The organism is Micromonospora echinofusca (assembly GCF_900091445.1).
In the GTDB taxonomy this organism is placed as follows: Bacteria; Actinomycetota; Actinomycetes; order Mycobacteriales; family Micromonosporaceae; genus Micromonospora; species Micromonospora echinofusca.
In genome coordinates this window covers 701,491-715,747 of record NZ_LT607733.1, presented here as the reverse complement: position 1 = coordinate 715,747, position 14,257 = coordinate 701,491, and the positions used below count along the sequence as shown (strand labels likewise).

Annotated in this window: 14 protein-coding genes; 1 reads left to right on the top strand and 13 read right to left on the bottom strand. The window is 71.1% G+C overall.

Features of this window, described 5'->3' with window-relative positions; all coding sequences use genetic code 11:
• Positions 1-6: 6 nt before the first annotated feature.
• The 12 genes from GA0070610_RS03350 to GA0070610_RS03295 form a co-directional block, all read right to left on the bottom strand.
• A complete protein-coding gene (locus GA0070610_RS03350; RefSeq protein ID WP_088998667.1) occupies positions 7-291 on the bottom strand; it encodes a F0F1 ATP synthase subunit epsilon in 285 nt (94 codons plus the stop codon).
• Positions 292-380: 89 nt separating this feature from the next.
• Complete coding sequence (locus GA0070610_RS03345; protein ID WP_088998666.1) at positions 381-1,523, bottom strand: LCP family protein; 1,143 nt, start codon at positions 1,521-1,523, stop codon at positions 381-383.
• A gap of 212 nt (positions 1,524-1,735) precedes the next feature.
• A complete protein-coding gene (atpD, locus tag GA0070610_RS03340; protein ID WP_088998665.1) occupies positions 1,736-3,172 on the bottom strand; it encodes a F0F1 ATP synthase subunit beta in 1,437 nt (478 codons plus the stop codon).
• Positions 3,172-4,101, bottom strand: a complete 930-nt coding sequence (locus tag GA0070610_RS03335) for a F0F1 ATP synthase subunit gamma (RefSeq protein WP_088998664.1) — start codon at positions 4,099-4,101, stop codon at positions 3,172-3,174. Before GA0070610_RS03335 ends, atpD begins: the two co-directional genes overlap by 1 nt.
• Before the next feature lie 10 nt (positions 4,102-4,111).
• Positions 4,112-5,767, bottom strand: a complete 1,656-nt coding sequence (gene atpA, locus GA0070610_RS03330) for a F0F1 ATP synthase subunit alpha (protein ID WP_088998663.1) — start codon at positions 5,765-5,767, stop codon at positions 4,112-4,114.
• 93 nt (positions 5,768-5,860) lie between these two features.
• Positions 5,861-6,682, bottom strand: coding sequence for a F0F1 ATP synthase subunit delta (locus tag GA0070610_RS03325; RefSeq protein ID WP_088998662.1), 822 nt, complete (start codon positions 6,680-6,682; stop codon positions 5,861-5,863).
• Positions 6,682-7,212 carry a F0F1 ATP synthase subunit B gene (locus GA0070610_RS03320; RefSeq protein ID WP_088998661.1) on the bottom strand — a complete coding sequence of 177 codons (531 nt, stop codon included), beginning with the start codon at positions 7,210-7,212 and terminating at the stop codon, positions 6,682-6,684. Before GA0070610_RS03320 ends, GA0070610_RS03325 begins: the two co-directional genes overlap by 1 nt.
• Positions 7,213-7,243: 31 nt before the next feature.
• Positions 7,244-7,471 carry an ATP synthase F0 subunit C gene (gene atpE, locus GA0070610_RS03315; RefSeq protein WP_088998660.1) on the bottom strand — a complete coding sequence of 76 codons (228 nt, stop codon included), beginning with the start codon at positions 7,469-7,471 and terminating at the stop codon, positions 7,244-7,246.
• Positions 7,472-7,564: 93 nt separating this feature from the next.
• A complete protein-coding gene (gene atpB, locus GA0070610_RS03310; RefSeq protein WP_088998659.1) occupies positions 7,565-8,386 on the bottom strand; it encodes a F0F1 ATP synthase subunit A in 822 nt (273 codons plus the stop codon).
• A complete protein-coding gene (locus GA0070610_RS03305; RefSeq protein WP_088998658.1) occupies positions 8,387-8,608 on the bottom strand; it encodes a hypothetical protein in 222 nt (73 codons plus the stop codon).
• A gap of 164 nt (positions 8,609-8,772) precedes the next feature.
• Positions 8,773-9,204 (bottom strand): hypothetical protein, encoded by a 432-nt coding sequence (locus tag GA0070610_RS03300; protein ID WP_088998657.1) that lies wholly within the window; start codon positions 9,202-9,204, stop codon positions 8,773-8,775.
• Complete coding sequence (locus GA0070610_RS03295) at positions 9,201-10,487, bottom strand: serine hydroxymethyltransferase (protein ID WP_172896369.1); 1,287 nt, start codon at positions 10,485-10,487, stop codon at positions 9,201-9,203. The genes GA0070610_RS03300 and GA0070610_RS03295 overlap by 4 nt, the downstream gene beginning before the upstream one ends.
• Before the next feature lie 35 nt (positions 10,488-10,522).
• Between GA0070610_RS03295 and GA0070610_RS03290 the strand changes: the two genes are divergently transcribed.
• Entirely contained in the window at positions 10,523-12,013 is a 1,491-nt protein-coding gene (locus tag GA0070610_RS03290) for an SDR family oxidoreductase (RefSeq protein ID WP_088998655.1), read from the top strand.
• A gap of 94 nt (positions 12,014-12,107) precedes the next feature.
• Here GA0070610_RS03290 and GA0070610_RS03285 read toward each other — a convergent pair whose 3' ends face one another.
• Positions 12,108-14,222 (bottom strand): transglycosylase domain-containing protein, encoded by a 2,115-nt coding sequence (locus GA0070610_RS03285; RefSeq protein ID WP_088998654.1) that lies wholly within the window; start codon positions 14,220-14,222, stop codon positions 12,108-12,110.
• Between the last annotated feature and the right edge of the window lie 35 nt (positions 14,223-14,257).

Genomic DNA, 14,257 nt, shown 5'->3' with positions numbered 1-14,257 from the left:
TTCGGCTCAGTGGCTCTGCGCGGCGGAGACCGGGGTGGCGCTCTCGGCCAGGACGGTGACGCCCTCACCGGTCACCGACAGGAAGCCGCCGGCCACCTCGTAGGAGACCTGCTCACCGCCGGGGAGCTTGATGCGCACCTGGCCGGGCTCGGCAAGCTGGCCGAGCAGGGGCGCGTGCCCCGCCAGCACACCCAGCTCGCCCTCGGTCGTGCGGGCGACGACCATCTCGGCCTCGCCGGACCAGACCTTCTCCTCGACGGCTACGAGCTCGACGTGAAGCTGCTTTGCCACGCTGTCTCCTTGCTGCGGCGGCGGATTGTCAAAAGTCTAGTCGTGCCGCCGACCCGCCCCCAACGCGGGTGGCGAGACCTGCGCCACGGCTACTTGGCCTTGTTCTGGAAGTCCGGGTGCTCGAGCAGGAACGCGTCCAGCTGCCCCTTCTGCAGGGCGGCGAAGAAGTCGTCCACGGCGGGCTGGAACTTCTCGCCCTGGTACTTGCCGTTCTCGACGACCGAGCCGCCCGGCAGCTTGATCATCTGGATCGTCTCCGGGCGGATGTCCTTGAGCGCCAAACCGAAGTCGACCACGCTGTTGCCCCGGCCGCTGAAGATCAGCGACTGCCCGGCCGCCCGCAGCACCCGGTCCAGCTTGACCGGGTTGGTCACCACGTCGGCGCTGAGCGCCTGACCGGCCATGGCCTTGACGAACTGCTGCTGGTGGCGCTGCCGACCGTAGTCGCCGTCGGGGACACCGTTCTTCGGGTAACGCTGGCGGACGTAGTCGAGCGCCTGCCAGCCGTTGAGGTGCTGGTTGCCCTTCTTGTAGACCGCCTGCGGGCCGACGTAGCCCTCGCCGTTGGGGTTGCCCTTGCGGTGCTTGCCGTCCGGCTCGCGGTGCTCGGAGCGCACCTCGCGTTCGATGTACATGTCGACGCCGCCCATCGCGTCGACGATCTTCTTGAAGCCGTTGAAGTTGATGATCGCGCCAGCGTCGAAGCGCTTGATGCCGGTGACGTTCTGCACGGTGGTGGCCAGCAGCTCGAAGCCGCGCGCGGCGTCCGGGTTGCCGCCGGGCACCCGGCTGCCGTACGACATCGCGGCGTTGAGCTTGTCGGTGCCGCCCCTGAACTCCGCCCGGCTGAACTCGGGGATCTCCACGAGGAGGTCGCGCGGCATCGAGAAGAGGTAGGCGCGGTCCATCTCGGCCGGCACGTGCAGCACCATCACCGAGTCGGCCAGGGGCGGCATCTCCGGGTTGCGCGGGTCGATGCCCACCAGCAGGATGTTGAGCGGGCCCTTGATGTCGCTCTTGCGCTCCTTCGCCCCGGCCGCCTGGTCGCCGAAGAGGTCGGCCTTGCCCACGGCCCCCTCGTAGCGGGCCATCAACGCCTCGGCGCCGACCAGCACCGCGCCGCTGAGCAGCATCAGGACGGCACCGAAGACGGTGCACACCCGGGCCCAGCGCGGCACCCCCGACCACCTGGACGGTTTGCCGCCGGCCTTGTCGGCCTTACCCACGATCATCTCCGTTCGTCACGCCCACGATCAGGAGACGGGCGCATGCAGCCGATTCGTTGCGGACCGACGCCCACGCGGTGAGTGGGCGGATCGACGGTACCTCGCGTGCGACATGATCGCCGAGCACGCGGAACCGGGCAACGGTGATGATAGGGCCCGAAGATGAACGAAAGGCCGCCCCGGCGTTGCCGGGGCGGCCTTTCCTCAGGACCGACAGGTCAGCCCTTCATCAGCTCCGCAGCCTTGCGCTCCAGGTCCTCCAGGCCACCGCACATGAAGAAGGCCTGCTCGGGGAAGTGGTCGTACTCGCCCTCGCTGATCTTCTTGAAGGCCTCGATGGTCTCCTGGATCGGGACCGTCGAGCCCGGCACGCCGGTGAACTGCTCCGCCGCGTAGGTGTTCTGCGACAGGAAGCGCTCGATACGCCGCGCGCGCTGCACGGTGATCTTGTCTTCCTCGGAGAGCTCCTCGATACCGAGGATGGCGATGATGTCCTGCAGGTCCTTGTACTTCTGCAGGATCCGCTTCACCTCGGTCGCCACCGCGAAGTGCTCGGCGCCGACGAACTCCGGGGCGAGGATCCGGGACGAGGACGCCAGCGGGTCCACGGCCGGGTAGATGCCCTTGTCGGAGATCGACCGCTCCAGGTTGGTGGTCGCGTCGAGGTGGGCGAACGTGGTGGCCGGGGCGGGGTCGGTGTAGTCGTCCGCCGGCACGTAGATCGCCTGCATCGAGGTGATGGCCTGGCCCCGGACGGAGGTGATCCGCTCCTGGAGCTCGCCCATCTCGTCGGCCAGGGTCGGCTGGTAACCCACCGCGCTCGGCATGCGGCCGAGCAGGGTGGAGACCTCCGAACCAGCCTGGGTGAAGCGGAAGATGTTGTCGATGAAGAGCAGCACCTCCTGCTTCTTGACGTCGCGGAAGTACTCCGCCATGGTCAGCGCGGAGAGGGCGACCCGCAGCCGGGTGCCCGGCGGCTCGTCCATCTGGCCGTAGACCAGCGCGGTCTTGTCGATGACGCCGGACTCGGTCATCTCGGCGATGAGGTCGTTGCCCTCGCGGGTGCGCTCACCCACGCCGGCGAAGACCGAGGTACCACCGAAGTTCCGGGCGACACGGGTGATCATCTCCTGGATGAGCACCGTCTTGCCGACGCCGGCACCGCCGAACAGGCCGATCTTGCCACCCTTGACGTACGGGGCGAGCAGGTCGATGACCTTGATGCCGGTCTCCAGCATCTCGGTCTTCGGCTCCAGGTCCGCGAAGGCCGGGGCCTTGCGGTGGATGCCCCAGTGGTCGTCGGGCTGGAGCGTCTCGCCCTCGGTCAGGTTGAGGCACTCGCCGATCGCGTTGAACACGTGGCCCTTGACCGTGTCGCCCACCGGAACGGTGATCGGCGAACCGGTGTCGCGCACCTCGGTGCCGCGGACCAGGCCGTCGGTCGGCTGCATCGAGATGGCGCGGACCATGTTGTCACCCAGGTGCTGGGCGACCTCCAGGGTCAGCGTCTTCTCGCCGCCCGAGAGCGTCACGTCCACGTGCAGGGCGTTGAACAGGGCCGGCATGGCGTCGCGCGGGAACTCGGCGTCGACGACCGGGCCGATGACCCGGACCACGCGACCCGTGGCCGTCTTGGTCTCTACAGGGGCAGTCATCACACTTCACTTCCCGACGCGGCCAGCGCGTTCGCGCCGCCGACGATCTCGCTGATCTCCTGGGTGATCCCGGCCTGGCGGGCCGAGTTCATCTCACGCGTGTACTTCTCGATCATCTCTTCGGCGTTGTCGGTGGCGCTCTTCATCGCCCGCCGACGGGCCGCCGACTCGCTCGCCGCCGACTCCAGCAACGCCGCGTAGATCCGCGTGTTGATGTACTTCGGCAGCAGCGCGTCGAGCAGCGCCTCCGCGTCCGGCTCGAACTCGTAGGCCGGCAGCGCACCCTCGGCGCGCGGCCGGTCCTCCACCTGCATGGGGCCGATGACCTTGGCGACCGGGGTCTGGGTCATCAGGGAGTGGAACTCGGTGTAGACGATGTGCAGCTCGTCGATGCCGAGCACCCCGTCCGCCCCGGCGCCGCCGTCGACGTCGTCCGCGCCGGCGGTGAACGCCTTGATCAGCGTCTCGCCCACCGCGCGGGCGTCGGCGAAGGTCGGCTGCTCCGAGAACCCGGTCCAGTTCGCCTCGATCGGCCGGTCGCGGAACCGGAAGAACCCGACGCCCTTGCGCCCGATGACGTAGAGCACCGGCTCCTTGCCGTCGGCCCGCAGCCGGGCGATCAGCGACTCGGCCATCTTGATGGCGTTGGAGCTGTAACCACCGGCGAGGCCACGGTCGGAGGTGACCAGCAGGACGCCCGCCCGCCGCACCTGCGGACGCGGGGTGAGCAGCGGGTGGTCGATCTGCGCGTTGGACGCCAGCGCCGTGAGCACACCGGTGACGGCCTGGGCGTACGGCAGGGACGCCTCCACCCGGGCCTGGGCCTTGGCGATCCGGCTCGTCGCCACGAGCTCCATCGCCTTGGTGATCTTCTTCATCCCCTTCGCCGAGCGGATCCGTTGACGAAGAACGCGTACCTGGGCCGCCATGGATCAGCCCTTACTGGTTCTCGGCCGGGCGGTCGCCCGCGCCGTCCCGGTAGCGGGTCACCGTCTCGCGGTTCTCGTCGCCCTCCAGCGGCGAGGCCGGGGCCTCGTTGATCCGCCGCTCGTCCTCCTTGCCGAGGAAGACCTGCTTGAAGTCGGCGATGGCGGAGTCGAGCGAGCCGATGATGTCGTCGTTCCACTGGTGGTCGGCGATGGCGGCCAGCACGCCCTCGTGCTTGTGGCGCAGGTACTGGAGGAACTCCGACTCGAAGCGGCGGATCTCCCCGACCGGGATGTCGTCGAGCTTGCCCTCGGTGCCGGCCCAGACCGAGACGACCTGCTCCTGCACCGGGAAGGGCGAGTAGTTCGCCTGCTTGAGCAGCTCGACCAGGCGGGCGCCGCGGTCCAGCTGGGCGCGGGAGGTCTTGTCCAGGTCGGAGGCGAAGGCGGCGAACGCCTCCAGCTCGCGGAACTGGGCCAGGTTGAGCCGCAGCGAACCGGCGACCTTCTTCATCGGCTTCACCTGTGCGGCGCCACCGACCCGGGAGACCGAGGTGCCGACGTTGATGGCCGGCCGGACGCCCTGGTTGAACAGGTCGGTCTCCAGGAAGATCTGGCCGTCGGTGATGGAGATGACGTTGGTCGGGATGAAGGCCGAGATGTCGTTGGCCTTCGTCTCGATGATCGGCAGGCCGGTCATCGAGCCGCCGCCCAGCTCGTCGGAGAGCTTCGCGCAGCGCTCCAGCAGGCGGGAGTGCAGGTAGAAGACGTCACCCGGGTACGCCTCGCGGCCCGGCGGGCGACGCAGCAGCAGGGACACGGCGCGGTACGCCTCGGCCTGCTTGCTCAGGTCGTCGAAGACGATGAGGACGTGCTTGCCGCCGTACATCCAGTGCTGCCCGATCGACGAGCCGGTGTAGGGGGCGAGGTACTTGAAGCCGGCCGGGTCGGAGGCCGGGGAGGCGACGATGGTGGTGTACTCCATCGCGCCCGCCTCCTCCAGGACGCCCTTGATCGAGGCGATCGTGGAGGCCTTCTGGCCGATGGCGACGTAGATGCAGCGGACCTGCTTCTTCGGGTCGCCGGAGCGCCAGTTGTCCCGCTGGTTGAGGATGGTGTCCAGCGCGACGGTGGTCTTGCCGGTCTTCCGGTCGCCGATGATCAGCTGACGCTGGCCGCGGCCGATCGGGGTCATGGCGTCGACGGCCTTGAGACCGGTCTGCAGCGGCTCGTCGACGGACTGCCGGGACATCACGTTCGGGGCCTGGAGCTCCAGCTCGCGGAAGCCCTCGTTGGCGATGTCGCCGAGCCCGTCGATCGGCTGGCCGAGCGCGTTGACCACGCGGCCGAGGAAGGCGTCGCCGACCGGCACGGAGAGCACCCGGCCGGTGCGCTTGACGCGCTGGCCCTCTTCGAGCTTGGCGGAGTCACCGAGAACGACGACACCGATCTCCCGGACGTCGAGGTTCAGCGCCACACCCAGGGTGCCGTCCTCGAACTCCAGGAGCTCGTTGGTCATGGTCGAGGGAAGACCCTCGACGTGGGCGATGCCGTCGCCGGTGTCGGCGACGGTGCCGACCTCCTCGCGGGAGAGTTCGGACGAGTAGGAGGAGACGTAGCGCTCCAGGGCGCCGCGGATCTCCTCCGTCGAGATGGTCAGCTCGGCCATCCTCTGCTTCCTTAAGTATCAGGGGCCCGGGATACCTAGTACCGACCGGTCCGAATGGCGTCTATGTCACAGGCACTGGGCGGCGCTGCCGCCTCAGCGCTTCGCGAGCGCGTTACGGCTCTCGTTGAGGCGGCGCAGGACGGTGCCGTCGTACAGGTCGGAGCCGACCCGCACACTGACGCCACCGAGAACCGAGGGGTCCACCGTCTGCTTGACGGAAACCTCTCGACCGTATATCGCGGAGAGACTGGCACCCAACCGGCGCTCCTCCTCCTCACTCAACGGGGCCGCGGCGGTCACGTACGCCACCTGCCGGTCCCGCCGCTCGGCGGCCAGCTCGACCAGCCGGCTGAGCGCACCGGAGAGGTTGCGTCCACCGAAACCGGCGAGCGCGACCCCGACGAGGTAGCCGGTGATCGGCCGGGCCTTGCCGGCGAGCAGCTGGTCGACCAGCGTGGCCCGCCGGACGGCCGGGACGGTCGAGTCGGAGAGCGTGCTGGACAGCTCCGGCGAACCGGCGACGACCTGCCCGAAGCGGAACAGCTCGTCCTCGACCTCGCCCAGTTCGCCCGCGGAGTCGGCGCCGGCCAGGAGAGCGTCGACGCCCAACCGCTCGGCGGCGTCGAGCAGCTCCGAGGGCGCCGACCAACGGCCGGCTACCAGCGAGGCGATCAGGTCCAGCGCCTCGGCGTCGACCTTGCCGCGCAGCAGCTCGCCGAGCAACCCGGCACGGTCGGCACCGCTGCGGGCCGGGTCGGAGAGCGCCCGGCGCAGCCGCGGCTCGCGCCGCAGCAGGTCGGCGACGGAGAGGATGGCGTCGGCGGTGGTGGCCACCGCCGACGGCTCCGCACCGCGGACGTACGCGTCGAGGCGCTCGGCCGCGACCTTGTACGACTCCCGGCTGGCGGCCTGCATCAGCGGGCCCCCGCGCTCTCGAGGTTGCTCAGGAACCGGTCGACGGTGCCCTTGCGACGCGCCTCGTCGGCGAGGGACTCCCCGACGATCTTGCTGGCCAGGTCGACCGCGATCGTGCCGACCTCCGTGCGCAGCTCGCGCACGATGGTGGCCCGCTCGGCGGCGAGCTGCTCCTTGCCGGCGGCGATGATCCGGTCGGACTCCTCCCGCGCCTTGGCGAGGATGTCCTGGCGGATGCCCTCGGCGTCGGCCCGGGCGTCGTCCCGGATCCGCGCTGCCTCGGTACGCACCTCGGCGAGCTGGGCCCGGTACTGCTCGAGCACCTGGTTGGCCTCGGCCTGAGCGGCCTCGGCCCGCTTGAGCCCGCCCTCGATGGCGTCGACCCGCGCCTGGTACATCGCCTCCATGCGGGGCATGACGAACTTCAGCAGGACGAAGCAGAGCAGGGCGAAGGCGATGGTCCCGACGACCATCTCCTGCCAGATGGGCAGGATCGGGTTGTGCTCCACACCTTCTGCGGCGATGAACATGTCAGACCTCCGGGTCGGGAGAAAGCTCTCGTCAGCCGCCGACGGCGAAGGCGAGCACCAGGCCGAAGAGCGCGAGCGCCTCGACCAGGGCGAAGCCCAGGATCAGCCAGGTGCGGTTGTAGCCGGCGGACTCCGGCTGGCGCGCGCTCGACTGGATGTAGGCCGCGAAGACCAGGGCGACACCGATACCGGGGCCGATGGCGGCGAGGCCGTAGCCGATGGTGTTGACGCTACCGCCGATCTCGGCAAGAACAGTCATTGCGGGTATTCCTCCTGTTCGACGCGTGAGGTCTCACGCGTACGCGGGTCGGTACCAGAAGCTTGGTCGGGCCGGGTGGCCCGCCGAGCCCGATCAGTGCTCGTCGGCGAGCGAACTTCCGATGTAGTTCGCGCTCAGCGTGACGAAGACGTAGGCCTGCAGCACGGCGACCAGCACCTCGAAGAAGGCCATCACGATCGCCATCAGGAAGGAGAAGATCGAGGTCACCTGGACGAAAAGGCTGCTCGAGTTGAGCATCACGAAGCCGCCGATGGTGAAGACCAGCAGCAGCAGGTGGCCGGCGAACAGGTTGGCGAAGAGCCGCAGCGCCAGCGTGACGGGCCGGACGATGAACGTCTGCATGAACTCGATCGGGATCAGCAGGATGTGCATGGGCCACGGCACGTTCGGGATGATCAGGCTCATCTTGAGGTACTTGCCGAGGCCGTGCTTACGGGCGCCGATGTAGAGGTACATCACGTAGGAGATCGCCGCGAGCACGATGGGGAACGCGATGTGCGAGTTCGGCGAGATCTGCAGACCGGGCACGATGGCGAAGAGGTTGGTCAGCACGATGAAGCTGAACAGCACCGTGAAGTAGGGCGCGAAGCGGATGCCCGCGTTGCCCATCTGCTCACGGGCGATGTTGTCCCGGACCAGGCCGTAGACCGACTCCGCGTACCACTGGGCCTTGCCGGGGACCAGCTTGGGCTTCCGGTAGGCGAGCATGAAGAAGACGATCAGCAGCGCGACCGCGAGCCAGATCATGATCCCGAACTTGGTGACCCAGGGGCCAGCCACGTCCGGCGGGTAGAAATCTCCGACGCTGGGGGGCCAGGGAAGCCCCTCGGCGGCGACGAGCTGTCCACTCACCGTGTCATCCTCCGCACTCGACAGACCCGGGCGTGCTGGCACTCAAGCACTGAGCCTCTTCATGATCAGGTAAATCGCTCCGGCCGCGCCGAAGATCATGCCGAGGGCGACCCCGACGCCGGTTCGCAGATCGAGAAGTCGCTCCGCCAACCACCCGAGGAAGCCCCACACCACGATGCCGGCGAGTAGGTAGCCCAGAACGGCCCCTGCCGCGCCTTCCGACGAAGGGTCGTCGGACCTGCGGGGGTGTGGGTCTTCGGCCATGACGTGGCGAACAATATCAGCAGGCACGCGCGGGAGTGTGCGGCACCCCCCACACTGCGGACAGCGTGCGGGCCGTGGTGCGGGCGCGAAAGTCGTTGGTCAGGTTACTCCCGTGCGGCCCGCGGCGGCAGCCCGAAATGCCGGACGCAGATCCGACAGAACGCTCACTCACCGCGTCGCTCGAATGTGGGCAGCGGCGAGCGCATGGCCCAGGTGAGATGGGCGCCGGTCCAGACCACCACGGCCGCGATGATCGCCACCCCCATGTCCGGCAGGCCGGGCCAGCCGGTGGCCGCCACGGCGGCCATCGCCACCCCGAGCACCACGATCTTGGTGGCGTAGGTGACCAGCCCCACCGACATGATCATCCGTGGATTGACGGCGTCGGCCCAGGCCACCGAGACGCCGGAGACCAGGTAGCTGACGACGACCAGCGCGATCCCGGCGGCCACGCCGGCCGCGCCGGTGCCGCCGCGCAGCACCGCCGCGGTCGGCACCGCGACCAGCGCGAGCACCCCGCAGGCCAGCAGCGGCAGGCGCAGGTGCGGCAGCCGGGCCCGGATGGCGCCGGGCTCGCCCGCGCGCGGCTCGCTCATCGGGGGTACGCCGGGAAGGCGGCGACCAGCCCGGCGACCTCGCCGGCGATCCCGGCGAGGGTGTCGGCGCCGCCCGGGGCGGCGGGATCGGTGCGTACGGCGCGGGCGATCAGCGAGGCGACCTGGCGCATCTCCGGCTCGCGCATGCCCTGGGTGGTGACGCTCGGGGTGCCCACCCGGATACCCGAGGCGACCATCGGCTTCTGCGGGTCGTACGGGATCGCGTTCTTGTTCAGGGTGATGGTGGCGGCGTCGCAGCGCGCCTCGGCGTCGGCGCCGGTGACCCCGACCTCGCGCAGGTCCACCAGGGCGAGGTGGGTGTCGGTGCCCCCGGAGACCGGGCGCATCCCCTCGTCGGCCAGCCCGGCGGCCAGCGCCCGGGCGTTGGCCACCACCCGCTCGGCGTAGGCCCGGAACTCGGGCTGGGCGGCCTCGCGCAGCGCGACCGCCTTCGCGGCCACCGCGTGCATCAGCGGGCCGCCCTGGGTGAACGGGAAGACCGCCTTGTCGATGCGCTGGGCCAGCGACTCCCGGCACAGGATCATGCCGCCGCGCGGCCCGCGCAGCACCTTGTGCGTGGTGGCGCAGACGACGTCGGCGTGCGGCACCGGCGACGGTACGGCCTGCCCGGCGACCAGCCCGATGAAGTGCGCGGCGTCGACCATCAGGTACGCCCCGACCTCGTCGGCGATCTCGCGGAACCGCGCGAAGTCGATCAGGCGCGGGTACGCCGTCGCGCCACAGATGATCATCTTGGGACGGTGGGCCCGGGCGAGGTCCCGCACCTCGTCGTAGTCGATCAACTCGGTGTCCGGCCGGACGGTGTAGCCGACGGTGTGGAACCACTTGCCGGAGAAGTTCACCCGGCTGCCGTGGGTCAGGTGGCCGCCGTGCGGCAGGTCCATGGCGAGCACCGTGTCCCCCGGCTGGACCAGCGCCCCGTACGCGGCCAGGTTGGCGCTCGCCCCGGAGTGCGGCTGGAGGTTGGCGTGCTCGGCGCCGAAGAGCTCCTTCGCCCGCGCGATGCCGATCTCCTCGGCCCGGTCGACCTCGGCGCAGCCGCCGTAGTAGCGCCGGCCCGGGTAGCCCTCGGCGTACTTGTTGGTCAGGGTGGAGCCGAGCGCGGCCAGCACGGCCGGCGAGGTGAGGTTCTCGCTGGCGATCAGTTGCAGGCCGCCCCGGAGCCGGTCCAGCTCGCCGAGCACCACCCCGGCGATCTCCGGGTCGGTCGTGCGGAGCTGGTCGAAGTCCGGCCCCCAGAAGGTGCTCGTCTCAGTAGCCACAGCGCCAGAGTCTATTGGGCCGCACACTGGAGACCGTGAGATGCCTGGTCACGGGAGCGACGGGTTACATCGGCGGGCGCCTGGCGCCCCGACTGCTGGCCGAGGGGCACACGGTGCGGTGCCTGGCCCGCAAGGCGGGACGGCTGCGGGACGTGCCGTGGGCGGTACGGACGGAGATCGTCGAGGGCGACCTGCGCAGGCCGGAGACGCTGCCCGCCGCGTTCGCGGGCGTGGACGTCGCGTACTACCTGGTGCACTCGCTCGGCCAGGCCGGCTTCGAGGCCGCCGACCGCGAGGCCGCCACCCGGTTCGCCGAGGCCGCGCGCGCCGCGGGCGTACGCCGGATCGTCTACCTGGGCGGGCCGGAGCCGGCGGCGGACCGGGAGGTCCCGTCGGCGCACCTGCGCTCGCGGGCCGAGGTGGGGCGGATCCTGCTCGACAGCGGGGTGCCGACGGCCGTGCTGCGGGCCGCGGTGATCATCGGCTCGGGGTCGGCCTCGTTCGAGATGCTGCGCTACCTGACCGAGCGGCTGCCGGCCATGGTCACCCCGCGCTGGGTCCGCAACCGGATCCAGCCGATCGCCGTCCGCGACGTGCTGCGCTACCTGGCCGGCTGCGCCGAGCTGCCGCCGGAGGTCAACCGCGCCTTCGACATCGGCGGGCCGGACATCCTCACCTTCCAGGACATGATGCAGCGGTACGCGCGGGTGGCCGGGCTGCGCCGGCGCGTCATCGTGCCGGTGCGACCGCTGACGCCGTCGCTCTCCTCGCACTGGGTCGGGCTCATCACCCCGGTGCCGAACGCCATCGCCCGGCCGTTGGTGGAGAGCCTGGTCCACGAGGCCGTCGCCCACGAGCACGACATCGCGCGGTACGTGCCGGACCCGCCCGAGGGGCTGACCAGCTTCGACCAGGCGGTCGCGCTGGCCCTGTCGAAGGTGCGCGACGGCGAGGTGGAGACCCGCTGGTCGACCGCGAGCGGGCCCGACGCGCCGGCCGAGCCGCTGCCCAGCGACCCCGAGTGGTCCGGCGGCACCGCCTACACCGACGTCCGCGAACGGGCGGTGCACGCGCCGCCGGAGGACCTGTGGCGGGTCATCGAGGGCGTCGGCGGCGAGCACGGCTGGTACTCGTTCCCGCTGGCCTGGACGGTCCGGGGCTGGCTGGACCGGCTGATCGGCGGCGTGGGGCTGCGCCGTGGCCGGCGCGACCCGCACCGCCTCCAGGTCGGCGAGGCGCTGGACTTCTGGCGGGTGGAGGAGATCGTGCCCGGCGAGCTGCTGCGGCTGCGCGCCGAGATGCGGCTGCCGGGCCGGGCCTGGCTGGAGATGCGCGTGCTCCCCGGCGACGACGGCGGCAGCCGCTACCAGCAGCGGGCCGTGTTCCTGCCGCGCGGGCTGCCCGGGCACGCCTACTGGGGATCCGTCGCGCCCTTCCACGCGGTGGTCTTCGGCGGGATGGCCCGCAACATCGCCCGCCAGGCGGAGCAGGAGGCCCACCGGCCCGCCGCCTTCCTGCGCCGCTGAGGGCGCCCCCGCGCCGGATCTGGGCCGCCCGCCGGGGCGCCCGGTTCGGCAGCCGCACCCGCCGGGGCGGGCACGGCTGCGCGGGCGGGCGGGCTCAGTTGCCGGCGCGGGCGCCGGTGAGCTGGAAGGCGGTCGCCTCGCTGGGCGGCACGAAGTCGCGCACCGGCTCGTCGCGCAGCGCGAAGGAGAGCACCTCCCCCACCGCCTCGACCAGCTGCCTCTGCACCCGCTGGCCGACCGCGTCGCCCGGGTCGTCGGGGTTGGCGGCGATCGAGGCGACCGCGAGCTGCGGGGTGAAGGCGACCACGGTCTCCGTCGCGTACCCGTCCGAGCTGCCCGTCTTGCCCGCCACCGGCCGGCCGAGCTGCCGGTGCAGCCCCTCGGCGGTGCCGCGGTCGCACTCCCGGTACATCGACTGGTCGCCGACCGGGCAGCGGGCCGCGTCGGCCGCCGCCCGGGCCACGTCCACGTCGACCGCCTGGCGGCAGTTCGGCTGCGCGGCGGCCACCGGCCGGCCGGCGGCGTCGGCGATCGAGACGACCGGCAGCGGCGCGCACCACGAGCCCTCGGCCGCCACCGCCGCGTACGCGCCGGCCAGGTCGAGCGGGGTGGTGGCGGAGACGCCGAGGGTGAACGGTCCCCATTCGCGCGCCCCGTGGCGGGCCAGCCGCGCGTCGTCCTCGGAGCGGAAGACGATGCCGAGCCGCTCGGCCATCTCCACCACCCGGTCCGCGCCGACCCGCTCGGTCAGCCAGGCGAAGTACGTGTTGACCGACTCGCCGAAGGCGGTCCACATGGTGTGCCGGCCGTCCATCGAGGCGCTGGCGTTGCGCGGGCACCAGTATCCGTCGCAGCTCGCCGTCGCCTCGGTCACCGAGTAGTCCGTCACGATCCGCGCCGGCGCGTCGAACTCCGTGCTCAGCGGCAGCCCGGCCTCCAGCGCGGCCAGCATCGTGAAGAGCTTGAACGTGGAGCCGGCCTGGTAGCCCTCGATCGCCCCGCCCCCGGCGACCAGCTGGTTGACCGTGTTCGGGTGGTTCTTCTGCCCGGCCGGGTTGGCGGTCACGCCGTAGTTCCGGTTCACCGCCATCGCGAGCACCCGGCCCGTGCCGGGCTGGACCACCGCCGTCGGCGCCGCCCGGCGGTCGTCCACCGGATAGATCCGGCGGACCTGCTCGGTGGTGGCGCGCTGCACCGCCGGGTCGAGCGAGGAGACGATGGAGAAGCCGCCCCGGCGCAGCGTGAGCTGCCGCTCGTCGACCGTCGCGCCGAACGCCGGCTGCGCGTTCCACCAGCGGGTGAACCAGTCGCAGAAGAAGCCCCAGTCGTTGTGCTCGGCCGGCACCGCCGTGCAGTCGTTCGGCGTCTGGCTGGGCCGTAGCTTCAACTGCTCGGCCTCGGCCAGGGCCGCCGCCTCGGCCGGCACCTGCCCGGACTCCACCAGCCGGTCGAGCACGTACGCCCGGCGGGCGAGTGCCGCGTCCGCGTCGCCGTTGATCGGGTCGTCGGTGTGCGGGGAGCGGACCAGGCCCGCCAGCAGCGCCGCCTCGGCCAGGGTCAGCTCCGCCGGCGGCTTGGAGAAGTAGCGCCGGCTCGCGGCGGCCACCCCGTACGCGCCCGCGCCGAAGTAGGCGATGTTGAGGTAGCGGGTGAGGATCTCGTCCTTGGACAGCTCCCGTTCCAGGGCCAACGCGTACCGCATCTCCTGGATCTTGCGGGCGGTGGTCAGCTCGCTGGCGGCGGCGCGTTGCCGCTCGCTGAGCCGGGGGTCGTTGCTGAGCACGTTGCGGACGTACTGCATGGTCAGCGTGGACGCGCCCTGCCTCGTCGTGCCGTCGCGCTGGTTGACCGCGAAGGCCCGCACCACGCCGCGCAGGTCGACGCCGCGGTGCTCGTGGAACCGGGTGTCCTCGGCGGCGATGATCGCCTGCCGCATCACCGGCGCCACCTCGGCCAGCGGCACGTCCACCCGGTCCTCCTGGTAGAAGGAGGTGATCAGGGTGGTGCCGTCGTTGGCGTAGAGGTTGGAGCGCTGGGGCGTGGGCGGCGTGCGCAGCGTGTTCGGCAGCTCCGAGTACGGCGCGGCGAGCGCCGAGAACCCGATCCCGAAGACCAGCGCGGCCGGGAGGGCCGCCACCGCGAGCGCCAGCCCGGCCAGCACGCCGGCGATCAGCACGGTGAACAGTTTGTCGAGGCGTGCCCGGGTCATCAGCTCTCCCCGCAGGAGCCGGTCAGGACCCACCC